The sequence below is a fragment of the Novosphingobium chloroacetimidivorans genome (genome assembly GCF_014204535.1).
GTDB lineage: Bacteria > Pseudomonadota > Alphaproteobacteria > Sphingomonadales > Sphingomonadaceae > Novosphingobium > Novosphingobium chloroacetimidivorans.
Map to the genome: position 1 here is coordinate 16,798 of NZ_JACHLR010000018.1, position 23,416 is coordinate 40,213.

Consider the following 23,416-nt stretch of genomic DNA (forward strand, 5'->3'; position numbering starts at 1 on the left):
GGGACAAGCTTCGCTATCCTCTCCCCTCCAGGGGAGAGGCGGGTAGCCTTCCCTAAAGCCCACCTACCGAACGCTTAAGCCATTCTGGCTGGCCTTGCCGCGCCCGCGCCGTCATCTGGCGCACCATGCAAGGCCCACACCTCGAGTCCCGCACGGGCACCGTCCACCTGGTCGGCGCCGGTCCGGGCGATCCCGACCTCCTGACCTTACGCGCGGCGCGGCTGATCATGTCGGCCGGGCTGATCGTGCACGACGGCCTGGTTTCGCCCGAGATCATGGCCATGGCTCGTGCCGGAGCCCGCCTGGTTTCCGTCGCCAAGGCTCGCTCAAACCACACCATGAAGCAGGATGCGATCAACGCCCTGCTCGTTCGCGAGGCTCTGGCCGGCCATGACGTGGTGCGCCTGAAGGGCGGCGATCCCTTCATCTTCGGTCGTGGCGGCGAAGAAGCAGAGGCCTGCCGTGCCGCAGGCGTGCCGGTGCAGGTCGTGCCCGGCATCACCTCGGCACTGGGCGCTTCGGCCGCCGCGCAGATCCCCCTCACCCATCGCGACAGTGCCTCGATCGTCACCTTCGTCGCCGGCCAGTGCAAGGGTCTGACCGAGCAGGACTGGGCAGGCCTTGCCGGCAAGGATCGCACGCTGGTGATCTTCATGGGCGTCGCCACCGCAGCGCAGATCGCCGAGAAGCTGATGGCCGATGGCCTCGCGCCCGAGACGCCGCTTGCCGTGATCGAGAACGCCACGCGGTCCGAGATGCGGGTTTTGCGCGGACCGCTTGCGGGATTGCCCGACCTGGTGCAGGGGCAGCGCGTTCGCAGCCCGGCGTTGATCGTCATCGGCCAGGTCACTGCGGAATCAGACACCGCGCTACATGCGATCGCCTTGGAGGCAGCACAGTGAAGATCCTGACCGGCAACGACCTCAAGAGCGGCGCCGTCGTGTGGTGGGACGGCCAGGGCTGGTCGCTCCATGTCGATGACGCGATCGATGTCGCCGATCAGGGCGCGCAGCTGATCGCGCGCGAGGAAGGCGCCCAGAACGTCTTTGCCGCGTATGTCGTCGATGGCGAGAAGACGGCCGAAGGCGTCCGCCCCGCGCACATCAAGGAACGCATCCGCGCTTTGGGCCCCACCGTGCGCCCCGACCTGACGCTCAAGCCCGCCGACCCGGCAGCCCTCAACTGGGTGATCTGATGTCCCCCCTGCCCCCGTTCGTGTCGAGCGAAGTCGAGACACGCCGCCCAACGCCTCTCGACTACGCTCGAGACGAACGGACCGTGAGGTTTGATCATGTATAAGTACGACAACTACGACCAGCAGATGGTCGACACCCGCGTCGAGGAATTCCGCGACCAGGTCCGCCGCCGGCTCACCGGCGAGCTGAGCGAGGAGCAGTTTCGTCCGCTCCGGCTGCAGAACGGCCTCTACCTGCAGCTGCACGCCTACATGCTGCGCGTCGCGGTGCCCTACGGCACGCTGAGCAGCGCGCAGATGCGCATGCTGGGCGACATCGCCGACAAGTACGACCGCGGCTATGGTCACTTCACCACGCGGCAGAACATCCAGTACAACTGGATCAAGCTGGAAGAGACACCGCAGATCCTGGCCGATCTCGCCAGCGTCGAGATGCATGCCATCCAGACCAGCGGCAATTGCATCCGCAACATCAGCTCCGACCAGTACGCCGGCGCCGCCGCCGACGAGCTGATCGACCCGCGCCCTTATGCCGAGCTGCTGCGCCAATGGTCGAGCTTCCACCCCGAGTTCCTGACCTTGCCGCGCAAGTTCAAGATCGCGGTGATCGCCAGCGACACCGATCGCGCGGCGATGCGCCTGCACGACATCGGCATCCAGATGGTGCGCAATGATGCGGGCGAGATCGGCGCCCGGTTCTACGTCGGCGGCGGCATGGGTCGTACCCCGATGATCGGACCGATGGTGCGCGAGTTCGTGCCGCTCGACCAGCTGATCACCTACTCGGAAGCGTGCCTGCGCGTGTACAACCGCTATGGCCGGCGCGACAACAAGTACAAGGCGCGCATCAAGATCCTGGTCCACGAGCTGGGCAAGGACGAGTACACCCGCCAGGTCGAGGAAGAGTTCCAGCACCTGCTGAGCCAGGGCATCGAGCCGCCGATCGCCGAGCTGGAGCGGATCAAGCAGTACTTCGTCGATCCCGCCTTCGAGACCGGCCTGTCCGACGAGCTGGACCTTTCCGATCCCGACTTCCGCCTGTGGGTGGAGCGCAATACGGAGGCGCACAAGCAGGCCGGCTACGTGATCGCCACGGTCAGCCTGAAGCCGGTGGGCGGCATCCCCGGCGACGCCACCGCCGACCAGATCCGCCTCATGGCCGACCTCGCGCGCGACTACTCGTTCGATGAACTGCGGGTCACCCATGCGCAGAACATCGTCTTCCCCCACGTGAAGAAGGCAGACCTCTACACGCTGTGGCAGAAGCTCGACGCGGCAGAGCTCTCGACGGCCAACCTCGACACCATAGGCGACATCATCGCCTGCCCCGGCCTCGACTATTGCAGCCTCGCCAACGCCCGCTCGATCCCGATCGCGCAGAAGATCTCCGAGCGCTTCGTGGCGAAGCAGGAGGAGATCGGCGAGATGAAGCTTAAGATCTCGGGCTGCATCAACGCCTGCGGCCATCACCACGCCGGGCACATCGGCATCCTGGGCGTCGATCGCAAGGGTAAGGAGAACTACCAGCTCCTGCTCGGCGGCTCGGAAGGCGCCGACACCTCGCTCGGCCAGATCACCGGGCCCGGCTTCGACGAAGACGGCATCGTCGATGCGGTGGAGAAGGCTACCGAAGTCTACCTGGCGAAGCGCGAAGGCGACGAGCGGTTCCTCGACACGTATCGCCGGATCGGCATGGCGCCGTTCAAGGAGGCGCTTTATGGTTAAGTGGCCTGATCCCGTACGCCCTACGAAGGTATCGCATGATGTCTGAAGTGCAGTTCCGTTTTCGTGACGATGATCCCGTTTCCGATCCCGCCGTCACGGTCGATGCGTTCGCGGAGCAGACGAATGCCACCGCCGTGCGGGTCGAGCCGGGCGACGATGCGCGCGAACTTCTGCCGCATCTGGACCGCTTGCGCCTGATCGAGGTCAACTTCCCCGCTTTCACCGACGGTCGCGGCTACTCTTCCGCGCGCGTCCTTCGCGAAGCGGGCTTCGATGGCGAGATCCGCGCCGTGGGCGAAGTGACCATCGACATGCTGAGCCACATGCGCCGCTGCGGCATCGACGCCTTCGCGCCGGAAAAGGCGCTGAACGAAGCGGATGCACAGGCCGCCTTCGATCGCTGGGCCGACGTCTACCAGGCCACGGCCGATGGCCGTCAACCGATCTGGGCCAAGCGCCATCCGGCTTGAAGCCGGGCGGTCGTCCTCAGGCGGTAAGCGGCGGGGTCGGTCCTCGCAAGCGAGCGGTATCCCATGACCAGCGTCCCGGTCCGGCCAGCACGATAAAGATCGATTCCATCAGCATCGCGAAATCGGTCCGGGTTTCGTGCGCCATGCTCAGGAATCCATACCGATCCAGATCGCGCACGTTGAAGATGAGCCAGTCGCGCCCGAGAAGAATCGGCACTTTCGTGCTGATGATCGCAACAACCATGATCGCGATCAGCGGCACGGCGGCGAGGCGAGCGTAGAGGCCCACCAGGATCAGAGCCCCGCAGGCCAGTTCGACAACCCCGACAAACGGCCCCATCAAGTCCGGCCACGGTATGCCGATCTTGGCGAAGCGACCAGCGCCCAACTCCCCTGGAAGGATCAGCTTCTGAAAGCCTTCCAGCACGAAAACGAACGCGAGACTGACGCGAATGAAGATAGCCCAGCGGCTATCACCCGGATTATCCCACCACTGCTGCATCGCATTCAGGCTCCCAGGCTGTGTCATTCGTCGTACGGCGATCGCATCTCCTGAAGCCACCCGGCGCCGCCATCGCCGGCCCCGTCGGCCTCATGGCGACAGGGTCTTGGCGACACTATCGGTCATCGAAGATGATTTGAAGGCGGTGCGAGGGTGAATACTCCCGGCTGGACACCTTCTAAATCTCTACCGCGAGTTAGAAGAAAATCACGCTAAACCGCCCGCGCCTTTTTCTTCGTCGACTTCGCACCCGCACAATCCCATCTGAACATGGCACAAGGGATCACTACCATGTTCAAGCCCGTCCAAGAGCTACCAGGCCAAGACCAGACCGCGATCGCACCCGCCGAGCGCACCCGCGATCGCATCGACACGTCCGCCCGCTTCCAGGAAGCCGACGCCGTGCGCCTCAACCGCCTGTTCCGCGGCACCGAGACGGTCGAGATGCTGGAGACGCTGCTGCGCGAGCAGATGGCGGGCGATGTCGCGATCGTGTCGAGCTTCGGCGCCGAAAGCGCGGTGCTGCTGCACCTCGTCAGCCGTATCGATCCCAGCGTGCCCGTGCTGTTCCTCGACACCGGCAAGCACTTCCCCGAGACGCTGGCCTATCGCGACGAGCTGGTCGCGCGCCTGGGCCTGACCAACGTGATCAACCTGACGCCCGACGCCGAGGATCTTGCCAAGCGCGACGACACCGGCCTGCGCTGGTCCTACGATCCGGATGGCTGTTGCGAGATCCGCAAGGTCAAGCCGCTCGCCAAGGCGCTCGCCGGCTACGATGCGACCATTACCGGGCGCAAGGCGTTCCAGGCCTCGACCCGCGCCACGCTGCCGCGCTTCGAGATCGACACCACCGACGCGCAGGGCCGTCTCAAGATCAATCCGCTGATCGACTGGAGCGCCGAGGACCTCGCCGCCTACATCGCCGAGCACGATCTGCCGCCGCACCCGCTTGTGGCTGAAGGCTATCCTTCGATCGGCTGCTCCCCCTGCACCAGCAAGGTCGCGCCGGGCGAGGACCCCCGCTCTGGCCGGTGGAAAGGCTGGGACAAGGTCGAATGCGGCATCCACGTGCCGGGCGGCACCAGCGACATCAGCGACCTGCCTCCGGGGTACGAGCCGGCGTTCTGATCGGGCGCTGGGATGATCCAGCGCTACGTTTGACCACGTCGTCCTCGCGCAGGCGGGGACCGCACTTCCTGGCGTCTTCAAGCCGCGAGGAAGAACAAGCGGGATCCCCGCCTTCGCGGGGATGACGGGATTTATAGCGATGGTGGGTGGCCAACCAGGATAAGGCAGCTACCCTGATCGCCCCGGCGCGAAACCAGCGCCAAACCTTGCTTGCACCTGCATAGCGATGCAGCCTCTCTCCAAAGCCAAAACGGAGAGAGCACATGCCCCACGCCGCTGAGCCGCAAGGCGCCATCATCATAACCGGCGCCGCAGGCGGCATGGGGCGGCCGGCAGCGATCCGCTTCGCCAAGCGGGGTCAACCGTTGATCCTGTGCGACATCTCCGCAGAACGGCTCGACGCGCTCGCCGCAGAGCTGGCGGGGTCTGGCGCGCCGGTGGTCACCCTTGCCGGCGATCTTTCGGCACCTGACTTCCCCGCCAGGCTGCTGGCGCTGGTGGGGGATCAGGAGATTGCTGCGGTGGTGCACACCGCCGGCTTGTCTCCGACCATGGCAGACGGGGATCGCGTGCTGGAGGTGAATTACTTCGCCACCGAACGCCTCGTCGATGCGCTCGCCCCGCGCATGGCGGAAGGCGGCTGCGCGGTGCTGATCTCGTCCAGCTCGGGCTACATGATCCCGGCCCCGGAGATGATCGCGGCGGTGAAGGCGATGGTCGACGGCGGCGGACGCGAGGCTGTCGCCGCGTTCCTGCAATCGCCACAGACTGCCTATCCGATTTCCAAGCTGGGCGTGATGAAGCTGGTGGCCAAGGAGTCGGTCCGCTTCGGCCAACGCGGTGCCCGCATTGTCTCGATCGCGCCCGGCTTCATCGACACCGAGATGAGCCGCGCCGAGGCTCAAGCCAGCGAGATGATGCGCGCCATGATGCAGCGCGTGCCCTTGCAGCGCATGGGCCTGGGCGACGAGATCGCCTCTGTCGCCGAGTTCCTGTGCTCGCCGGCCGCCAGCTACATCAGCGGTTGCGACATCAAGGTCGACGGCGGTTCGCTGGGCGAGATGGGGCTGTAGACAAGCGATCGGTTGGGTTGATCTACGCTCCGTCACCCCCGCGAAGGCGAGCTAATCTCCTCAGATTGCAAGGCGACGTTGAACCTGCCCGCTCTGCCGGTCTATGCGGCTGGGCACCCGAAACGCGAAGGTAAGCCACGTTGGACAGCCCTGCCCTGATCACCACCAGCGCGATCGAGTACCGCGATGCGCTGCCGAACGGGGGCGGGCTGCTGGGTCTGGATCTGGGAACGCAGACGATCGGGACCGCCTTCGCCGACGCCGGTTGGCGCATCGCCTCACCAGGCAAGACGCTGAAGCGCGGCAAGTTCGGCGCCGACAAGGCCGCGCTCGAGGCGCTGATCCGCGAGCGGTCGATCCGCGGCGTGGTGATCGGCCTCCCGCTCAACATGGACGGCAGTTCGGGCCCGCGTGCGCAGTCGAGCCGGGCCTATGCGCGCAATCTGGCGGTGATCGGCCTGCCCATCCTGCTGTGGGACGAGCGCTGGTCCACCAGCGGCGCCAAGCGCGACTTGATCGCGCAGGACATGAGCCGCGCCAAGCGGGCCGAGCGGATCGACTCCGCGGCCGCCGCCGTCATCCTGCAAGGCGCGATCGACGCGCTCGCCGGCGGGATGTTCTGAGGCACGGCGGCTGCGTGGACATTTTGTCCCATCGAACGTTTTCTCGCATCCGTGACCCCAGAGCCAACCTATGGCGTTACGTTCAAGAGCAGCCGCAACAGGAGGGCCGCCGGTGCCTGAGACCGAACTCGAGAACGCAGACAAGTGGCGCTGGATCATCCGCTGCGGGTGGAAGGGTCTGTGTCCCCGCTGCGGCAAGGGACGCATGTTCCGCAAGTGGCTGAAGCTCGCGGACACGTGCAATGTATGCGGGCTCGACTTCCGCTTCGCCTCCCCCGACGACGGTCCGGCGTTCTTCTCGCTTTGCATCATCGCCTTTCCGCTGATCTTCTTCGTGGTCTGGCTGCAGGTGAAGTATGATCCGCCGTTCTGGGTGCACTTGCTGACGTCGTTCCCGCTGCTAGGCATCGGCTGCATCCTGCCGCTGCAGCCGCTGAAAGGCTGGCTGGTCGCCTCGCAATACGTCAACAAGGCGCAGGAGGCGGGCACCGAGGGCTTGTGGTCGAAGCTCAACAAGCGCGATGATCCTTGAGAGCTTCGGATCGGACAAGCCCCCCATGATCTGCTAGGCTAGCTTCGTGCACGCGCCCTACACGCCGCCGACGATCGAGCCCGAGACGCTGATGCTCGCCTATCGCAGCGGGATCTTTCCCATGGCGGACAGCCGCGACGATCCCGAGATCTTCTGGGTCGAGCCGAGGCTGCGCGCGATCCTGCCGCTCGACGGCTTTCACCTGTCGCACTCGCTGGCGCGCACGCTCAGGCGCGGGCGGTTTACCGTGACGTGCGACACTGCCTTTTCCGATGTGCTCGATGCCTGTGCGGCCCCACGCGCGGACGAGGAAGGCAGCTGGATCAGCCATCGCATTCAGGCGAGCTACGAGCGGCTGAACGCGCTTGGCCACGCCCATTCGATCGAGTGCTGGGAATTGGCGCAGGACGGCACGCGCGAGCTTGTCGGCGGCCTTTATGGCGTCGGGTTCGACCGGGTGTTCTGCGGCGAGAGCATGTTCTCGCGCCGCACCGATGCCTCGAAAGTGGCGCTATGCTGGCTGGTGGCGAGCCTGCGCCTGGCAGGCGTGCAGTTGCTCGACTGCCAGTTCATCACCCCGCACCTGGCCTCGTTGGGGGCGGTCGAGATCAGCCAGGAGCGTTACCTCACGCTCCTGCGCCGCGCTCAGTCCGGAGCATTCGCCGCCGGTTCTTCCTCGGGCGTGGGCGTGGCTGTCGGCGAAGGTGTCGGCGCGGGGCGGGCCGAAGCACCGGCACTTGCGCTACCCGAAGCCTTCGGCGCGCTTTTGGCCGAGGCATCGTCCGCCGGGTTTTCCTCCTCGCCCGGGAAGCTCATCGCGCACTTCTTGACCCAGACATCATAGACCGGGTGCTGCACCACGTTGAGCGCGGGTGAGTTCTTGAACAGCCAGCCTGAGAAGATCTTGTGCCAGGCGAGCCTTTCCTGCGCGGTGGCGCGATCCTCGACGAAGACCTGCACGAAGGCGCCTTCGTCCGCCGGCTTTTCCCAAGGCAGCGTCCGCTCGCATGAGGCAAGCTTGATCACGACGTTGCCGATGCGCCGGGTTTCGCCGGGCTTCATCACCACGTCCTGGCTCAGGTTGTTACGCTTGTTGAGCAGGCCGATCGTCGCCACGCGATCCTTCAGCGGCGTGCCGTAATCGTCCTTGCGGGCGATCGGCGCGGCGGGCTTACCGCCGGTCTGCGCGATCGCTTCGGGAACGCCGGTGTCCTGCGGTTCGGGCGCAGGCTCACCCTTGCACCCGCCCAGCAGAACGATCAGGGCCGCCGAGGCGGCGAAGGGAACCGCCTTCAGCAAGAGCGGCTCAGGCGTCCGGCGTCCAGGCTTCGTAGTCGCCGGTCGCGCGCGCGCGCTGGCCACCACGCTCCAGCGCACCTTGGGGGCGGTAGGCGTTGCCGGTGCCCGTCGCGTTCGGCGTATAGTCCACTTCCCAGATACGCGGCGGCGGCAGGTGGCTTTCGGGCAGGCCCTCGACGTTGTGGTGCAACCAGCCGAACCACTCGGCCGGCACGTTGCTGGCGTCGTTGGGCCCAGAGTAGATCACCCAGCGCCGCTCGTACCCCTGCGTCGTCTTCAGCTTGGCCGACCGAAAGTACTTGTTGCCGAAGCTGTCGGTGCCGACGTGCTCGCCGAAACGCGCGCTCCACAGCGAGGTGCCGATGGTCGCGCCGTTCCACCAGGTGAAGATCTTTGCAAGGATGCTCATAGCGGGATCGCGTTAGCCTCGTTCGCGCGGCCTGCCAAGCATCAAGCGACCGGGCTACGCCCAACCTTCGTCATTCCCGCGAAGGCAGGAATCCATCTCCAGCGCCATCGTCTTCGTCGTACCTCAGGGTCAAACTGCACGGTAGCGCCTTGCACAAGGACGCCCAGCACGCCGCAAGCTCAGGAGATGGGTCCCCGCCTTCGCGGGGATGACGAAGTAAGTGTAGGGCCTACTTCGGCAGCTTCCAAGTGACCTTGTCGCCCGGCTTGATGCCCAGTTGCGCGGCGCGCCCGCCGTTCAGTTCGAGCACGGCGATCGCAACGCCCTCGGATGGCAGCGGAGTCAGGTCGTATGGCAGCGCATTGACGATGTTGAGGATGCGGTTGTCGGTGCCGACATAGATGATGTCGAGCGGAATGACCGTGTTCTTCATCCAGAACGAAGGCCGCCGCGGGGTCTCCTCGGGGAACAGCATGCCCTCGTCCGCGCCCATCTCGGTGCGGAACATAAGGCCCTTGGCCTGCTGCTCCTGCGTGGCGGCGACTTCGACGCGAAAGCAGTGGGTCTTTCCCTTAGACTTCACGGCTAGGTCGATCACCGGCAAGCCCGACACCGGGTGCACTGCGGGAGCTGCCGCCTTGGCAGATGCTTCCGCCGCACTTCCATCCAGCACGCCCGAAGAACACGCGCCGAGCGCCAGGAACAGGGCCGACAGGGTCGAAATCACTCGCAATGGCCGTCTCCACGTGCCGACTCGATCCAGTCCTCGATCGCGGCAGGGGCCGTCGCTTCGACGATTTGGCGCGCCATGTCGAGCGTGTGGCCGGCGCGCAGCATTGCCGCGATCTGTTTCTCGCGCAGCAGGCGGTCGGGCAGCGGATCATGCCAGGGCCCGAAGCGCCGCCGCCGCGCCAGCGCAGCGGCCGCGAGACGCGCCTCGGCCAGTTCCGGCGCGACATCGGCACGCAAGGCTTCCTCGACCCCCGCCGCCCGCAGCGCCTCGCCTACGCGGCGGCCGCCGTACCCGCGCCGCAGCAGGCTGTCCGCCTTCATCCGCGCGTAGACAGCATCGTCGACATAGCCGGCCTGCGCGAAGCGTCGCGACAGCGCCGCGGCATCGGGCATCTGCTCACCATCCCAGCCCCGCTCGCGCAGCTTGCGCTGCAGGTAGCCCTCCAGTTTCGCTCGTGTCGTTGCGAAGCGCGCGACGTAGGCCAGCGCCAGCTCTTCGAGCTTGGTGTCGCTCAAGGGCAACGGTTTGCGACGGTCCTGAGGCATGCTGCCCTATTCGTGCCACAGTCCCCATCGATTGAGGAGGCCCTCTTGCATGAGGGAGAGCGCCGCAAGGCCAGGGAGAACTTGTTTCGCATTCGATCAAACCCGGATAAGGGGCCGCGAAACCATGAAGAAAAGTACAACAACACAGGGTCTTGCCAGATGAACGACACCATCAGACTGGTGCCGGAACCGTCGGAGCCGAAGCTGCTCCCCACTCCCAACGCGGACAGCTTGCCTCGCCGCATGGCCGACTTCGCCACATTCGGCGATGCTCTGGACTATGCCGCGCAAGGCGAGCGCGGGTTCAATTTCCACGATCCGCGCGGCACGCTGACCCGCGCCTATCCTTATTCCGACCTCCGCCAGGATTCGCTGCGCGTCGCCCATGCGCTGATCGCACGCGGCATGGTGCCCGGCGACCGGCTGGCGCTGATCGCCGAAACCGGGCCGGACTTTGCCGCGCTGTTTTGCGGCGCGGTCTATGCCGGCGTGTGGCCGGTACCGCTGCCCCTGCCCACCAGCTTCGGCGGCAAGGAGAACTACATCGAGCAGTTGAGCGTCCAGCTCGCCAGCTCCGATCCCAAGCTGCTGGTCGGCCCGGACGAGATCGCCGAGATGACAGCCTCGGCCGCGACGCGCCAGGGTTGCGAGCATGCCACATGGTCTGACTTCGCGCACACCGATGCGCCCGCCGTCGAGCTGCCGCAGTTGAAGACCGACGACATCTGCTATCTGCAGTATTCCTCCGGCTCCACCCGCTTCCCGCATGGCGTGGCGGTGACGCATAGCCAATTGCTCGCCAATCTGTCGGCGCACAGCCACGCAATGGAGCTGGAGGAGCAGGACCGCTGCATCTCGTGGCTGCCTTGGTACCATGACATGGGCCTGGTCGGCTGCTTCCTCTCGCTGATCGCCAACCAGGTTTCGGGCGACTACCTCAAGACCGAGGATTTCGCCCGCCGTCCGCTTGCGTGGCTGGACCTGATCACGCGCAACCAGGGCACCACCGTCTCGTACTCGCCGACCTTCGGCTACGACATCTGCGCCCGCCGCATCTCCAGCCAGACCGCAATCGACCGCTTCGACCTGTCACGCTGGCGCCTGGCCGGCAACGGGGCCGACATGATCCGGCCGGACGTGATGCAAAGCTTCGTCAACGCCTTTGCCGCGTTCGGCTTCGAGGCCAGCGCGTTTTTGCCGAGCTATGGCCTGGCCGAGGCGACGCTGGCCGTCACCGTCATGCCGCCGGGCGAAGGCATCCGCGTCGAGCTGGTCGAGGAAGAGCGCCTGTCGGGTAGCCCTCGCGATCTCAGCCGCCCGGCTCGCTACCGCGCGATCGTGAACTGCGGCAAGCCGGTGAAGGACATGGAAGTCGTGATCCGGGGCGAAACCGGCCAGACGCTCGGCGATCACCAGATCGGCAAGGTCTGGTGTCGCGGCACCAGCGTCATGCACTCCTACTTCCGCGATCCCGAAGCGACCGCCGCGTGCCTGGTCGATGGCTGGCTGGACACCGGCGACATGGGATACATGGCCAAGGGCTACTTGTTCATCGTCGGCCGGGCGAAGGACATGATCATCATCAACGGCAAGAACCACTGGCCCCAGGATATCGAGTGGGCGGTGGAGCAGTTGCCCGGCTTCAACCATGGCGACATCGCCGCCTTCTCGATCGAGATGGAGAACGGCGAAGAGACGCCCGCGGTGCTGGTCCACTGCCGCGTCTCGGACCCGGCGAAGCGGCTGGAACTGCGCGAGCAGATCCGCGACAAGGTGCGCGCGATCACCGGCATGAACTGCGTGATCGAACTGGTTCCGCCCAAGAGCCTGCCGCGCACCAGTTCGGGCAAGCTCAGCCGCGCCAAGGCCAAGAAGCTGTACTTGTCCGGAGAGATCGCGCCGTTCCAGCTGGCGGCGTAGCATCGGCTGTAATTTGCGCGTCCTGCCCTCTGCCCCGCGCGGGGGAGAGGATACGGAGGCTTACCAGCTTGGCTGGTTAGCCGAAGTTGGAGAGGGGCTTGTGCCGCCCCCTCTCCAAGCTTCGCTATCCTCTCCCCTCATGGGGAGAGGGCGAAGTCCGCGCCCTAAGCCACTTGCGCATCCTCGCCGACGCGCGGATCGGTCGGCGCGTCGTCCTTGCGAATGAAGCTGATCTTGCCTTCGGGCTCCAGGATCGCCCAGGCGACCTGGTCGAGCGAGGCGATGCCGGCCAGCCGCAGCTGCGCGCCGAACTCGTCCTTGTCGATGCCTTCCTTGTCCATGTTGGCGCCGAGGAACTGACCGTCGCGCACCAGCACCAGCGGTGGGCTCTGCAGCACGGCGCGCGCCTTGGGGAAGCGATGCGACAACGCGCTCATGATCAGGCTCCACGTGGCGAACGTGACGATCGCCAGGGTCGCTCCGGTCAACGAGAAGTCCTGGTGGGTGACGCCCTGCTGGATGAGATCGCCCGTGACGATCAACGTGACCAGCTCGAACGGCGCCATCTGGCCAAGCTCTCGCTTGCCCATCAGCCGCAGCACGACATAGACGACGAGGAACATCACCGAGGCGCGCGCGACGATATCCATCAGGGCAGCACCGTCAGCTTGATCGGGATCGAGGTGAGCTCACGCTTGTCGTCGCGGACATGGATGGCGCCTTCCTGGCGCCGCGGCAGTCCGGGCTGGATCTGCCCGTCCAGCTTCAGCCGGAAGATCTCGCCGGCTTTGACCTCGCCGAAATGGTAGGTGTATTCGCCGTCGAGCGCCTCCGCGCTCTCGGCATCTGGCGCGACCGTGTCGATGCTCATCCGGCTCCACAGCGGCTGGTCGAAGGCGATGGTCAGATCCTTCACCGTTGCGCTGGCGCGGACCGTCACCAGCGTTTCGTACCAGTTGCCGCTGCGCACGATCGGATCGTAGACCAGCTGCGCCGCCATGCCCGCGCCGCTCGCCGTCTCGACGTGCGAGGCGCCGCCGCCCAGCACCCCGGTCAGAGCCGCCGCGATCGAGCCGCCGAACAGAACCGCCACGGCCAGATTGCGCCAGCGGCTGCGCGAGCCTTCGTGCAGATGCTGGGGTCCGATGGCGAAGGGCAGCGCGGCATGGCTGGCAGGAGAGGACTGGTCGCTTGGCATGGTCTCCGAGGCAATGGCCCCTCGCAAGCTTTTGTTCCCGCCCCGAGCCGAACGATCACTTGGCCGGAGGCGTGAACCAGCGCTGCTGCCAGCCATAGACCGAAGTCACCGGCGAGCCGTTCGAGTCGCGTGCGGGCCGGAACCGGAACCGCTCGGTCGCAAGCCGGCAAGTTATGCGGTCCGCTTCCGGGTCGCGGCTGGCGCGGACGATGCGGCAAGCCGACACACGCCCATCGCTCCCGACCGTGAGCGCGAGAGTGACGGCTGTGCCGAGCCTCAGCGCTCGCGTCGCCGCCGGATAGTCGCGCGCCGATACGATATCGCCGGCGATCTTGATCGCCCTAGCGCCGCCGCCGCCGCCCGCGCCCGATCCGATCCCTCCCGCGCCGGTTCCTTCCCCGCTTCCAGCCGCGCCGGTGCCCACGCCAGTCTGGCGCGCCCCGGAACTGTCCGCGTTGCCGCTGCCGACGATCGGCGGGGCCGGTGCTTGCGCGACAACGATCCTGGGCTTGGGCGCCGTGACTTCGCGCGGGTTGGCCTTCTTGCCCGCCGGCGCGGCCCTGCCCTGTCGAGCGGACACGCGCGGCTGCTTCGCCGGCTGCGGCGGTGGTGATGGCGGCGTTGGTGATGGCAGCGGGGGCGTGACTGCGATGTTGAACGCCGAGGTTACCCGACCCAGGGAAGCCGCCGTCACATTCGGCGCGAACGCACGTATCAGCACGGCGATGGCGGCCAGGTGCAGCACAGCCACCAGCGATCCCACCGCGAAGCGGGCGCGAACTCGCGTTGTTGGCTCGTCACGGACCATCTCGGTCCAGATTATAGGCACGCTTAAGCTCTTTACAGCGGTGCTGATTGTGGATCAGACTGTACAGTAGAACAGGATCGGGGGAGTCTCTGGATGAGCGGTGCGTCGATGACGCCTTATCGGATCGTGCACGGTGACACGACGTTGGATGGTTTCGTCCACGCACCAACACGTCCAGGCCCACATGCCGCGGTGCTCCTGTTTCCGGGCGCGACCGGCCCCGGGCCTACCTTCCGCAAGACGGTGCAGGAGCTCGGCGAACGCGGTTACCTCGCGATCGGCGCCGATATGTATGGGTTGGGCGCAGACCTCGGCACACCGCAGGCAGCGGGGGCCTACTTCGAAAAACTGCTCAACGACCCCGAGCTGCTGCGTGCGCGGGTCGTCGCATGGTTCGATGCGGTCAGTGGGCGCGATGACGTGGACGCCGCGCGGGTGGCCGCGATCGGTTACTGCTTTGGCGGCAAGTGCGTGCTGGAACTGGCGCGCAGCGGCGCCCCGGTAGCCTGTGTCACCAGCTATCACGGATTGCTGAAGACCCATGCGCCTGCGCAGCCAGGCGTGGTGAAAGCCAAGGTCGCGGTCTGGTCGGGCGGCGAAGACCCCTATGCCCCGATCGCAGACTTCGATGCCGTCCGCGCCGAGTTCGACGCTGCGCAAGTCGATTACCAGGCAACGCTCTTCGCCAAAGCCGAGCATTCGTTCACCGACCCCGATCACGACGGCTTGCTTCCCGGCATCGCCTACGATCGGCTGGCGCACCAGGTGTCGTGGGCCGGCACCCTGGCGCTCCTCGAGGCATGCCTGCAAAACTGACGCTGTGTCCATTTTGCCGCACTCGGCCATTCTGTTTGAGGAAATGCGGTTCGTTATTGTGAAGCAGCTTGGGCAGCGATAAGATCTGCGTATACAAACCGACCTCGCGAACGTGAGGCGCTACATCGGGGGAGTGAACACCGGCGCAGGTTGCGACCGACGTACCAGCACAAGCAAAACAGAAACGCCTTTACGGTCGCAATTCATGCGCTTGCCGCGTGAGCATGACTGACACGCAAACGGTATTGGGAGGAACAGGGATGACTGACAGGATTTGGAAGACCGCGCTTGGCGCAGGCGTGGCTATGAGCAGCCTTGCCGTGAGCATGCCTGCCATGGCGCAGGATGCCGGCGGCGACATCGTCGTGACCGCACGTCGCACCGAAGAGCGGCTTCAGGACGTGCCGATCTCGATCACCGTATTCAACCAGGACCAGCTGCAGAAGCGCAACGTCGCCGTGGCATCGGACCTGGCGGTCTATACGCCGTCTCTCCAGGTCAACACGCGGTTCGGCCCTGAAAAGGCTACCTTCGCAATCCGCGGCTTCAACCAGGACGCCGCTTCGGCTCCGACCGTCGGCGTCTACTTCGCCGACGTCGTCGGCGTGCGTGCGCAAGGCGGCACGGCCGGCGGCAACACCGTGGGCGCCGGCGCTTTCACCGATCTGCAGAACGTGCAGGTCCTGAAAGGTCCGCAGGGCACGCTGTTCGGACGCAACACCACTGGCGGTGCAGTCCTGATCGTTCCGACCAAGCCCACCGACAACCTGGAAGGTTACGTCGAGGGAACTTACGGCAACTTCGACCAGAAGCGCGTCCAGGCCGCCCTCAACATCCCGCTGGCCGACACGTTCAAGGTTCGCTTCGCCGTCGATCGCAACAAGCGCGATGGTTACGTGCGCAACCGGTCCGGCATCGGTCCGAAGGACTACAACGACGTCAACTACGGCTACTACCGCCTGAGCGTCCTGGCCGAACTGACGCCCGAGCTCGAGAACTACACGGTCGCCTCGTACAGCCGTTCGCGCACCAATGGGTACGCCAACAAGATCGAGCAGTGCGCCGCCGACGCCGCCGCGCCGTTCAACCCGGTGACCGGCGCGCCGAACATCGACCCGGCGACCGGCCAGGCTGCGGCATCATCGCGTTACTACATCGCGCAGGCCGCCTGCGATCAGATCGCCCGGCAGAACGCACGCGGAGACGGTGCCCTCGACGTGGAGGTCAGCAACCCCAACCCGGGCGTCGCGATCGACATCTGGCAGGTCATCAACACCACCACCTGGCAGGCCAGCGACACGCTGACGATCAAGAACATCGCCAGCTACGGCGAATACCGCGAGCGCTCCGCCTTCAACCTGGAGAGCGACAACTTCTTCATCTCCGACAATCCCATCACGCGGGCTTACGCCCTTCGCGGTGGTCCGCGTCCGGGAACACCGTTCAAGGCGATCCAGCTTGCCAATCAGCCCGGCTACGATGCCGCGGCCGGCTCGACGACGACCGAGGAACTGCAGGTCCAGGGGCGCTCGGCCGATGGCAAGCTGAACTTCGTGATCGGCGGTTATCTGGAATTCAGCCGCCCGCTTGGCTACAACCAGCAACGCACGGGCATCTTCGGCAACTGCGCCGATCCGGGCACGCTGCAGTGCGCCGGCGCCGTCCAGCTGGTCCCGATCGGTCCGGCACTGCTGCCCGGCGCGATCGTCTCGGAATCGCGCACGAAGTACTCGTTCGACAACCACGGCGTCTTCGCGCAGGGTACGTACAACTTCACCGACAAGTTCGGCGTGACGCTCGGCGGTCGTTGGACCTTCGACAAGATCGTCGGTTATGCCGAGAACAACCGCTATGTCTTCGGCACTCTTCCGGGCATCGGGACGATCCCGCTGCAGCGCGTCTGCAACGACAACCTGAACCATCCGGCTCCCGGCGCGCCCAACGCCACGCCGACCAACACGGTCAATCTGCTGACCAACGGCGGCAACACCGGCGCTTGCGGCACGACCATCGTCAACAAGTCCAACAAGCCCACCTGGCTGATCGACTTCGACTTCAAGCCTACACCCGACACGCTGATCTACGCGAAGTATGCGCGTGGCTATCGTCAGGGCGCGATCAACTTCACCAACCCCGGGATCGAGACGGTCGCTCCGGAGAAGCTGGAAGCCTATGAAATCGGCGCCAAGCTGTCATTCCGCGGCAGCGTGCCCGGCTACCTCAACGTAGCGGCCTTCTACAACGACTTCAGCAACCAGCAGATTTTCGGTTCGCTAGTGCCGAAGGCGAACAGCGGACTTTCCGGTGGTGCGGCACTGATCAATGCCGGCAAGTCCACCCTGAAGGGTATCGAGGCGGATGCGGGCGTCACCGCGTTCAACGTTCTGCGGTTGGGTGCGAGCTACACCTACCTGGACACCAAGCTGAAGGAGATCACCGTTCCGGCGCTCGATCCGGCCAGCCCCTTCGCGCAGATCATCCCGCTTGGGAACGTTGGCGGACCGCTGACCTACTCGCCCAAGCACCGCTTGACGGTGTCGGGCGACATCATGGTCCCGGTCGATGACAGCCTTGGCGAAGTGACGCTGGGCGCGGTGTTTACGTACACATCGTCCCAGGCCGTTTCACAGAACGTCAGCATTGCGGGCTACAGCCTGCTCAACCTGAACGCTGCGTGGAACAACATCGGCGGTAGCGGGATCGATCTTGCAGCGTTCGCAACGAACATCACCGACAAGCGCTATCGCTCAAACTACGGAAATGGTTTCGAGAGCTTCGGCTTGCGGGATTTCTCGTACGGCCAGCCGCGGATGTACGGTCTGCGCGTGCGCTACAACTTCGGCTCCTAAGGCATAAAAAGGCCCGCACTCCTCATGGCGTGCGGGCTATCTTCGGCTGCGAAGCCGACTTGAGGCCACGTCCGCAAGGACGTGGCCTTCGTTTATGCGGCTCAGGCCACGCCGAGCAGCTGGTGGCTCTCGTGCCGGGTCACCGCCTTGCCGAGCCGGTCGGTGAACTGCACCATGATCGCAGGATCGACGCGGCGCGTGATCGCCCAAAGGTAGTAGCCGTAAATCACCGCCTCGCGGTATTGAGCCCAGGCGTCCTCGTCCTCCGGCATGTCCAGCCCCCTGCCCCGCGCCATCGCCAGGTATTCGCGCAGGAGCCGCCGCTCCTCGATCTCCGCTACCTCGGTCGGCAGCACCGCGTTCAGATGATAGGCGATATCAAGCGCCCAGCCGCCGCGCTGGAGCAGTTGCCAGTCGATCAGACCGGCACGGCGTTGCCCGCCCTCGCCGACGCGATACGAGTTGCCGGCATGGGCATCTCCATGGATCATGTATTGCGGGCGCTTGCCATCCCGCGCGGCAAGCGCCTTCATCGCGTCTCGCAGCCGTGACGCATTGCGCACCTGCGGCGACAGGTTCACCCCGCGCGGACCGTCCAACAGTTCCTGTATCGTCTCCGTCGTAATGTAGGTCATGCCCGCAAGATCGGCGGCACGCGGACGTATCCACGCCGAGCCGTCGAGGAAGCCGCTGCTGGCGTGCAGCTTGGCGAGTTCGGCAAGGCTCAGCACTGCCTCGTCCGCCGTGAAAGGCTGGAGCGCAGATCCCAGCTGCGCGCCGTCCGCCACGAGATCGCGCATGATGTAGACGGCCTGCTGACCTTCGCGGTCTATGATCGCCGATACGCAGACCGGGACGGTCAGTTCAGGGACGGTCGGCGCGACCTTGCAATAGAAGTCCGCCTCCAGGACGCAGGTCGGGCCGCCCCGCGCGGTCGCCTCATCCACGTCGAGCAGGCCCTTGATGCAGTAGCTCCCCGTCTCGCCGCCCTGGTAGGTCACCTTGAACCGCACCTTGGTGGCGACCGTGCGGATGAACTCCACCTGCTCGACCGCTTCGACCGGCTTCCCGCCGGAAACGTCAGCCAAAGCCTGGGACAGCCACGCCGGATCGAGCGCCGCGACGAGCGTCTTCGGCACGGTAACCAGAGGTTGCGACGGCACGGGCCTCGAGGGCTGCTGAGACATCATTCTCCCTTTCGTTTCGGCGTGAGATCGCTTGACCCAATTCGCCATTTCGTTCCATGCTTCGCAATATAGAATTTCAGCGGTCAGGGAAGCGTCGTTGAAAGCGCGCCGGCCGAAACGAGGATGGACGAGCAATGGGTAAACCCCTGGAGGGCATCAAAGTCGTCGAGGTCGCCATGTGGGCCTTCGTGCCTGCCTGCGGCGGCATGCTGGCGGACCTGGGCGCGGACGTGATCAAGATCGAGCCGCCGACGGGCGATCCGCTGCGTGGCCTGCAGATCGGCAACATGAATTCGGGCTCGGGCCGCAATATCGACTATTCGTGGGAGAGCTACAACCGTGGCAAGCGCTCGATCACGCTGGACCTGAAGCAGGCGGCGGGGCGCGAGGTGCTGATGAAGCTGCTCGAAGACGCCGACGTGTTCCTGACGAACCTGCTGCTGCCGGCGCGTCGATCGATGCAGATCGACGCCGAGGCCATCCGCGCGCGCTTTCCCAAGATCATCTACGCCGTCGGCAGCGCGCTCGGTCCGAACGGACCGGAGATGGAGAAAGGCGGCTACGATTCGATCACCTTCTGGGCACGCGGCGGCATTGCGTCCTCGCTGACCGACGAAGGCGCAGACCATCCGGTCAGCCCTCCCGGTCCGGCGTTCGGCGATACGCTGTCGGGCTCGATGCTGACGGGCGCCATCTGTGCGGCCATCGCCAAGCGGGCAATGACGGGCGAGCCATCCGAAGTCGACGTCTCGCTGCTGGGCACTGCGATGTGGTCGATGCAGCGCTACATCTGCCAGGCGACGGCGGACGGCGTCGACAAGTTTCCCAAGCCTCCCGCCGACAAGCCGAACAACGTGCTGGTCGGCGCCTATCGCACGGCCGACGACCGCTTCGTGTCCTTGTGCATGCTGCAGGCGGACAAATACTGGGCGCCCCTCATGCACGTCGCCGGCCGACCGGACCTTGCCGACGATCCGCGCTTCGTCAACGCCAAGGCGCGGCGCGAGCACGGCGATGCCTGCTACGCGGAAGTGAAAGCCATGTTCGCCAGCAGGACGATCGCCGAATGGCGCGAGATTCTGCGTCAGCAGGACGGCCAATGGGATGTCGTGCAGAACGTCGGCGAGCTCAAGGACGACGTGCAGGCGCAGGCCAACGGCTACGTCAAGCACGTCGACTATGGCGACGGCACCACGATCCCGATGGTGGGCGTGCCGATGCTGTTCGACAAGCAGGCCATGACCTCCACCCGCTCGCCCGAACTCGGCGCCCATAGCGATGCGATCCTGGAAAGCCTGGGCTACGACGAGGACGCGATCATCGACCTCAAGGTACAGGGCGTCGTGTTCTGATGAGCGAGACGGCCCCTCCCCCCGCTCGCAAGCTGCCCTTGCTCGAACCCGACACCGCCTTCTTCTGGACCGCGGGCGAGCAGGGCCGCATGCTGGTCCAGCGCTGCACGGAGTGTGATGTCTGGCAGCATCCTCCTCTCCCGCGCTGCGCCAGGTGCGGCAGCGAAGCCGTAGCGCCGCAGCCGGTTTCCGGTCGCGGCCGCCTGGCGAGCTACACGATCAACCACGAGCGCTGGTTGCCCGGGCTCGAGGTGCCATTCGTGTTCGGGGTGGTAGAGCTGGAGGAGCAATCCGAACTCTACGTCTTCACCAACGTGCTGGCGGCGGTTGATGCCGTACGCATCGGCATGCCGGTCAGCGTCACCTTCGAGCAGCACGAGGACGTCTGGCTGCCGATGTTCGCGCCGTCGGAGCAAGCCGCATGAGTGCCTACCCCGAAAAGCTGTGCGCGATCACCGGCGCCGGCCAGTCCGAGGTGGGCCGGCCTTCCTCCCGAAGCGCGCTGCAACTGACCGCCGATGCCTGTCTGCAAGCGATCTCCGACGCCGGGCTCAAGCCCTCCGACATCGATGGGATCGCCACGTATCCGGGCAAGTCCTCCGAAGGCGGCGGCATTGCGCCGGTCAGCCCATCGGAGGCGGCAGCGGTGCTCGGCATCGATCCCAAGTGGATCCTCGCCTCGGCCGAAGGCTTCAGCCACATGGCGCCGATCTTCAACGCCATCAATGCGATCGCCTGCGGGTTCGCCCGCCACGTCGTGGTGTTCCGTTCGGTGGCGCAGGCGCAGGCAAGACTGCTCTCGCGCGCCTCGACGCTGATGAACGCCGGCCGCAATCGGGTGGACGGCAACCACGCCTGGAGCATTCCCTACAACGCCCTCTCCCCGATCAACACCTTCGCGCTCTACGCCCAGGCCTACTTCGAGAAGTACGGCGCCAACGAGGCGCAGCTCGGCGCCATCGCGGTCAACAACCGCGCCAATGCCACGCACAATCCCAACGCCATCTACCGCAAGCCGCTCAGCCTGGATGACTACCTCGCGGCTCGTGTGATCTCCTCGCCGCTGCGGCTGTTCGACTGCGACTCGCACATCGACGGGTCGACGGCGATCGTGATCTCGCATGTCGATGCCGCCAAGTACCTCAGGAACCCGCCACTTCGTTTCGAGTCCATCGGCATGGGCGTCGGCGGACTGTGGGTCGGCAAGTACGAGGGCGATTTCACCTGCCTGCCTGCCGCGGCGACCGCCGGCGAGATGCTGTGGTCGCGCACCGATCTCACGCCCGCCGACATGGACTGCGCGCAGATCTACGATGGGTTCTCGATCCACGTATGGATGTGGATGGAGGCGCTCGGCCTTGTGCCCAAGGGTGAGGCCTGCCGCTTCGTCGAAGGGGGCAGCCGCATCGCGATCGACGGCGAACTGCCTCTCAACACCGGGGGCGGGCAGCTCTCGGCGGGACGGTTCCACGGCTACGGCCACATCCACGAGGCGACCGTGCAGCTGTGGGGTCGCGGTGGCGGACGCCAGGTGGCGGATGCGCAGACCTGCATCGTCTCGAACGGGGGCTACGGTTACGGCGCGATGATCCTGCGGCGGGAATGAGGGGCGCTTCTGAGACCCTCCCCTGCAAGGGAAGGTGGCAGTCCGCAGGACTGACGGGGGGGTGTCACCGCCAGCGGAGTGCGCAGCCGAGAGGATTACACCCCTCCGTCACGCGCTCCGCGCGCGCCACCTCCCCTTGCAGGGGAGGAACTTACGCCCGTTCACACCACACCAAAGCTTGACGACTCCATTCAGAACTGCGATAATGAATTCACAATAACGAACATGGAGTTTGGGAGATGAGCGAAGCTGATCCGAAATTCGGCAGCGCCCTCAAGAAAGATTGGACCCTTGGTCCGATCTTCGATGCCGACGCCCACATCGATCCGCCCCACGACATGTGGAAGGAATACCTTCCCAATCATCTCAAGGCGCGTGCCCCCGTGATCGAAGCGCGCGAGGATGCCGACTACATCGTGTTCGAGGGCCACAGCCGCCCGGTGATGATGATCAACAACCAGGCCGGCCGCACGGGCAAGGACTTCAAGATGAAGGGCCGCCTGTCCGAGCAGCGCAACACCTACGATCCCCACAAGCGCCTTGCCGACATGGACCTCGACGGCATCGACCAGGCGATCCTGTTCGGCGGCGGCCCGCTCGGCACGCTGGACAACGAGCTTTACCTCGCCAGCTTCGAGGCTTTCTCGAACTGGGTCATGGACTGGGCCGCGAATGCGCCTCACCGCCTGTTCCCCGTCGGACACTCGCCGATGCGCGACATCGACGAGACGATCGAACATGTGAAGCGCCTCGCCAAGATGGGCTTCAAGATGGTCCAACTGCCCGCGTTCCCGCAGAACCCGGAAGCGTGGAAGACCACGTCCGAGATCAAGAACATGAAGGCCGGACAGGTTTCGGCCCAGACCGGCGACCCCAAGGGTGCGCTGCAGTACTACCAGCCGGAGTTCGACAGGCTGTGGAAGGTGCTGAGCGATCTTGGCATGGTGATCACCTTCCACCTCGGCGGCCGCGTCCCCCGCTTCGGCGAAAAGCAGCACTTCCTACCCGACATGCCGATGAGCAAGCTGGCCATGGCCGAGCCGATGGGGATATTCATCTTCAACGGCATCTTCGATCGCTTCCCCGATCTGCGCATCGGCATGATGGAATCGGGCGTGGGCTGGTTCGCCTGGTATGCCGAATACTGCGACCGCACCTGGGAAAAGCAGCGCTACTGGACCGAGAGCGTGATCGACAAGCCGCCAAGCTGGTACATGGACCAGAACGTCTGGGGCTCGTTCATCCAGGATCGTACCGGCATTCTCCTGCGCGACCAGCCGGGCGGCCGCAACATCATGTGGTCGTCGGACTACCCGCACTCCGAGACGACGTTCCCCAACTCGCACGCCATCATCAAGCGCGACTTCGCCGGAGTGCCCGACAAGGACATCCAGGATATCGTCTGTAACAACGCCAAGAAGTTCCTGCGCATCTCCTGATGCG

24 protein-coding genes and 1 pseudogene are annotated in these 23,416 nt (G+C 65.4%); 16 read left to right on the forward strand and 9 right to left on the reverse strand.

Translation table 11 applies throughout. The annotated features are described in order from the left end of the window. Positions 1-125: 125 nt before the first annotated feature. The 4 genes from cobA to HNO88_RS17385 all read left to right on the forward strand — a co-directional run bounded on the left by cobA (position 126) and on the right by HNO88_RS17385 (position 3,390). A complete protein-coding gene (gene cobA / locus HNO88_RS17370; protein ID WP_184248541.1) occupies positions 126-902 on the forward strand; it encodes a uroporphyrinogen-III C-methyltransferase in 777 nt (258 codons plus the stop codon). After that, a complete protein-coding gene (locus HNO88_RS17375; RefSeq protein ID WP_184248544.1) occupies positions 899-1,195 on the forward strand; it encodes a DUF2849 domain-containing protein in 297 nt (98 codons plus the stop codon). The genes cobA and HNO88_RS17375 overlap by 4 nt, the downstream gene beginning before the upstream one ends. A 96-nt stretch (positions 1,196-1,291) precedes the next feature. Beyond that, on the forward strand, positions 1,292-2,920 hold the full coding sequence (locus tag HNO88_RS17380) for a nitrite/sulfite reductase (RefSeq protein ID WP_184248547.1): 1,629 nt from the start codon (positions 1,292-1,294) through the stop codon (positions 2,918-2,920). 38 nt (positions 2,921-2,958) lie between these two features. After that, positions 2,959-3,390 (forward strand): DUF934 domain-containing protein, encoded by a 432-nt coding sequence (locus HNO88_RS17385; protein ID WP_184248751.1) that lies wholly within the window; start codon positions 2,959-2,961, stop codon positions 3,388-3,390. A gap of 16 nt (positions 3,391-3,406) precedes the next feature. On the opposite strand, the gene HNO88_RS17390 is transcribed toward HNO88_RS17385, so the two are convergent. Then, positions 3,407-3,892, reverse strand: coding sequence for a DoxX family protein (locus HNO88_RS17390; protein ID WP_184248550.1), 486 nt, complete (start codon positions 3,890-3,892; stop codon positions 3,407-3,409). 291 nt (positions 3,893-4,183) lie between these two features. On the opposite strand from HNO88_RS17390, the gene HNO88_RS17395 reads away from it, so the two are divergent. The 5 genes from HNO88_RS17395 (at position 4,184) to aat (ending at position 8,095) form a co-directional block, all read left to right on the forward strand. Next, the gene (locus tag HNO88_RS17395; protein ID WP_184248553.1) at positions 4,184-5,023 is read left to right on the forward strand and encodes a phosphoadenylyl-sulfate reductase; all 840 of its coding nucleotides are present in this window, start codon (positions 4,184-4,186) and stop codon (positions 5,021-5,023) included. A gap of 263 nt (positions 5,024-5,286) precedes the next feature. After that, positions 5,287-6,096, forward strand: a complete 810-nt coding sequence (locus HNO88_RS17400; protein WP_184248556.1) for an SDR family NAD(P)-dependent oxidoreductase — start codon at positions 5,287-5,289, stop codon at positions 6,094-6,096. Positions 6,097-6,236: 140 nt separating this feature from the next. After that, on the forward strand, positions 6,237-6,719 hold the full coding sequence (gene ruvX, locus HNO88_RS17405; protein ID WP_184248559.1) for a Holliday junction resolvase RuvX: 483 nt from the start codon (positions 6,237-6,239) through the stop codon (positions 6,717-6,719). 112 nt (positions 6,720-6,831) lie between these two features. Next, positions 6,832-7,251 carry a DUF983 domain-containing protein gene (locus tag HNO88_RS17410; protein ID WP_312857104.1) on the forward strand — a complete coding sequence of 140 codons (420 nt, stop codon included), beginning with the start codon at positions 6,832-6,834 and terminating at the stop codon, positions 7,249-7,251. 46 nt (positions 7,252-7,297) lie between these two features. Continuing rightward, complete coding sequence (gene aat / locus HNO88_RS17415) at positions 7,298-8,095, forward strand: leucyl/phenylalanyl-tRNA--protein transferase (RefSeq protein WP_184248566.1); 798 nt, start codon at positions 7,298-7,300, stop codon at positions 8,093-8,095. A 35-nt stretch (positions 8,096-8,130) separates the two neighbouring features. Here aat and HNO88_RS22370 read toward each other — a convergent pair. The 4 genes and pseudogenes from HNO88_RS22370 to HNO88_RS17435 all read right to left on the reverse strand — a co-directional run. Next, positions 8,131-8,313, reverse strand: a pseudogene (locus tag HNO88_RS22370) (DUF2155 domain-containing protein); the annotation flags it as partial. A gap of 244 nt (positions 8,314-8,557) precedes the next feature. Further along, the gene (locus tag HNO88_RS17425) at positions 8,558-8,959 is read right to left on the reverse strand and encodes an NADH:ubiquinone oxidoreductase subunit NDUFA12 (RefSeq protein WP_184248569.1); all 402 of its coding nucleotides are present in this window, start codon (positions 8,957-8,959) and stop codon (positions 8,558-8,560) included. Positions 8,960-9,188: 229 nt separating this feature from the next. Further along, complete coding sequence (locus HNO88_RS17430; protein WP_184248572.1) at positions 9,189-9,692, reverse strand: DUF192 domain-containing protein; 504 nt, start codon at positions 9,690-9,692, stop codon at positions 9,189-9,191. Beyond that, positions 9,683-10,207 carry a RecX family transcriptional regulator gene (locus HNO88_RS17435; RefSeq protein ID WP_312857105.1) on the reverse strand — a complete coding sequence of 175 codons (525 nt, stop codon included), beginning with the start codon at positions 10,205-10,207 and terminating at the stop codon, positions 9,683-9,685. Before HNO88_RS17435 ends, HNO88_RS17430 begins: the two co-directional genes overlap by 10 nt. Positions 10,208-10,396: 189 nt before the next feature. Between HNO88_RS17435 and HNO88_RS17440 the strand changes: the two genes are divergently transcribed. Continuing rightward, on the forward strand, positions 10,397-12,157 hold the full coding sequence (locus HNO88_RS17440; protein ID WP_184248578.1) for a fatty acyl-AMP ligase: 1,761 nt from the start codon (positions 10,397-10,399) through the stop codon (positions 12,155-12,157). Between the two features lie 164 nt (positions 12,158-12,321). On the opposite strand, the gene HNO88_RS17445 is transcribed toward HNO88_RS17440, so the two are convergent. The 3 genes from HNO88_RS17445 to HNO88_RS17455 are packed head-to-tail and all read right to left on the reverse strand — an operon-like array spanning position 12,322 to position 14,184. Then, entirely contained in the window at positions 12,322-12,807 is a 486-nt protein-coding gene (locus tag HNO88_RS17445) for a DUF421 domain-containing protein (RefSeq protein ID WP_184248581.1), read from the reverse strand. After that, a complete protein-coding gene (locus HNO88_RS17450) occupies positions 12,807-13,382 on the reverse strand; it encodes a hypothetical protein (protein ID WP_221420082.1) in 576 nt (191 codons plus the stop codon). The genes HNO88_RS17445 and HNO88_RS17450 overlap by 1 nt, the downstream gene beginning before the upstream one ends. Before the next feature lie 28 nt (positions 13,383-13,410). Then, positions 13,411-14,184, reverse strand: a complete 774-nt coding sequence (locus HNO88_RS17455; RefSeq protein WP_312857106.1) for an energy transducer TonB — start codon at positions 14,182-14,184, stop codon at positions 13,411-13,413. 72 nt (positions 14,185-14,256) lie between these two features. Between HNO88_RS17455 and HNO88_RS17460 the strand changes: the two genes are divergently transcribed. Together HNO88_RS17460 and HNO88_RS17465 are read left to right on the forward strand one after the other, a co-directional pair. Further along, positions 14,257-14,979 (forward strand): dienelactone hydrolase family protein, encoded by a 723-nt coding sequence (locus HNO88_RS17460; RefSeq protein WP_246381968.1) that lies wholly within the window; start codon positions 14,257-14,259, stop codon positions 14,977-14,979. Positions 14,980-15,239: 260 nt separating this feature from the next. Then, complete coding sequence (locus tag HNO88_RS17465; RefSeq protein ID WP_184248587.1) at positions 15,240-17,828, forward strand: TonB-dependent receptor; 2,589 nt, start codon at positions 15,240-15,242, stop codon at positions 17,826-17,828. Positions 17,829-17,929: 101 nt separating this feature from the next. Here HNO88_RS17465 and HNO88_RS17470 read toward each other — a convergent pair whose 3' ends face one another. Further along, complete coding sequence (locus HNO88_RS17470; RefSeq protein ID WP_312857107.1) at positions 17,930-18,991, reverse strand: phosphotransferase; 1,062 nt, start codon at positions 18,989-18,991, stop codon at positions 17,930-17,932. Positions 18,992-19,149: 158 nt separating this feature from the next. On the opposite strand from HNO88_RS17470, the gene HNO88_RS17475 reads away from it, so the two are divergent. The 4 genes from HNO88_RS17475 (at position 19,150) to HNO88_RS17490 (ending at position 23,412) form a co-directional block, all read left to right on the forward strand. After that, positions 19,150-20,367, forward strand: a complete 1,218-nt coding sequence (locus HNO88_RS17475) for a CaiB/BaiF CoA transferase family protein (protein WP_184248593.1) — start codon at positions 19,150-19,152, stop codon at positions 20,365-20,367. Further along, complete coding sequence (locus HNO88_RS17480) at positions 20,367-20,792, forward strand: Zn-ribbon domain-containing OB-fold protein (RefSeq protein ID WP_184248596.1); 426 nt, start codon at positions 20,367-20,369, stop codon at positions 20,790-20,792. The genes HNO88_RS17475 and HNO88_RS17480 overlap by 1 nt, the downstream gene beginning before the upstream one ends. Beyond that, positions 20,789-21,973 (forward strand): thiolase family protein, encoded by a 1,185-nt coding sequence (locus HNO88_RS17485; RefSeq protein WP_184248599.1) that lies wholly within the window; start codon positions 20,789-20,791, stop codon positions 21,971-21,973. The genes HNO88_RS17480 and HNO88_RS17485 overlap by 4 nt, the downstream gene beginning before the upstream one ends. A gap of 239 nt (positions 21,974-22,212) precedes the next feature. Then, a complete protein-coding gene (locus tag HNO88_RS17490; RefSeq protein ID WP_184248602.1) occupies positions 22,213-23,412 on the forward strand; it encodes an amidohydrolase family protein in 1,200 nt (399 codons plus the stop codon). The last annotated feature ends 4 nt before the right edge of the window (positions 23,413-23,416 follow it).

Bases quoted from the DNA above. Each gene is read 5' to 3' on its own strand.
- cobA (WP_184248541.1), top strand. From the start codon at position 126: ATGCAAGGCCCACACCTCGAGTCCCGCACGGGCACCGTCCACCTGGTC.
- HNO88_RS17380 (WP_184248547.1), top strand. From the start codon at position 1,292: ATGTATAAGTACGACAACTACGACCAGCAGATGGTCGACACCCGCGTC.
- HNO88_RS17385 (WP_184248751.1), top strand. From the start codon at position 2,959: ATGTCTGAAGTGCAGTTCCGTTTTCGTGACGATGATCCCGTTTCCGAT.
- HNO88_RS17390 (WP_184248550.1), bottom strand. From the start codon at position 3,892: ATGCAGCAGTGGTGGGATAATCCGGGTGATAGCCGCTGGGCTATCTTC.
- HNO88_RS17395 (WP_184248553.1), top strand. From the start codon at position 4,184: ATGTTCAAGCCCGTCCAAGAGCTACCAGGCCAAGACCAGACCGCGATC.
- HNO88_RS17400 (WP_184248556.1), top strand. From the start codon at position 5,287: ATGCCCCACGCCGCTGAGCCGCAAGGCGCCATCATCATAACCGGCGCC.
- HNO88_RS17425 (WP_184248569.1), bottom strand. From the start codon at position 8,959: ATGAGCATCCTTGCAAAGATCTTCACCTGGTGGAACGGCGCGACCATC.
- HNO88_RS17440 (WP_184248578.1), top strand. From the start codon at position 10,397: ATGAACGACACCATCAGACTGGTGCCGGAACCGTCGGAGCCGAAGCTG.
- HNO88_RS17445 (WP_184248581.1), bottom strand. From the start codon at position 12,807: ATGGATATCGTCGCGCGCGCCTCGGTGATGTTCCTCGTCGTCTATGTC.
- HNO88_RS17460 (WP_246381968.1), top strand. From the start codon at position 14,257: ATGAGCGGTGCGTCGATGACGCCTTATCGGATCGTGCACGGTGACACG.
- HNO88_RS17465 (WP_184248587.1), top strand. From the start codon at position 15,240: ATGACTGACAGGATTTGGAAGACCGCGCTTGGCGCAGGCGTGGCTATG.
- HNO88_RS17475 (WP_184248593.1), top strand. From the start codon at position 19,150: ATGGGTAAACCCCTGGAGGGCATCAAAGTCGTCGAGGTCGCCATGTGG.
- HNO88_RS17480 (WP_184248596.1), top strand. From the start codon at position 20,367: ATGAGCGAGACGGCCCCTCCCCCCGCTCGCAAGCTGCCCTTGCTCGAA.
- HNO88_RS17485 (WP_184248599.1), top strand. From the start codon at position 20,789: ATGAGTGCCTACCCCGAAAAGCTGTGCGCGATCACCGGCGCCGGCCAG.
- HNO88_RS17490 (WP_184248602.1), top strand. From the start codon at position 22,213: ATGAGCGAAGCTGATCCGAAATTCGGCAGCGCCCTCAAGAAAGATTGG.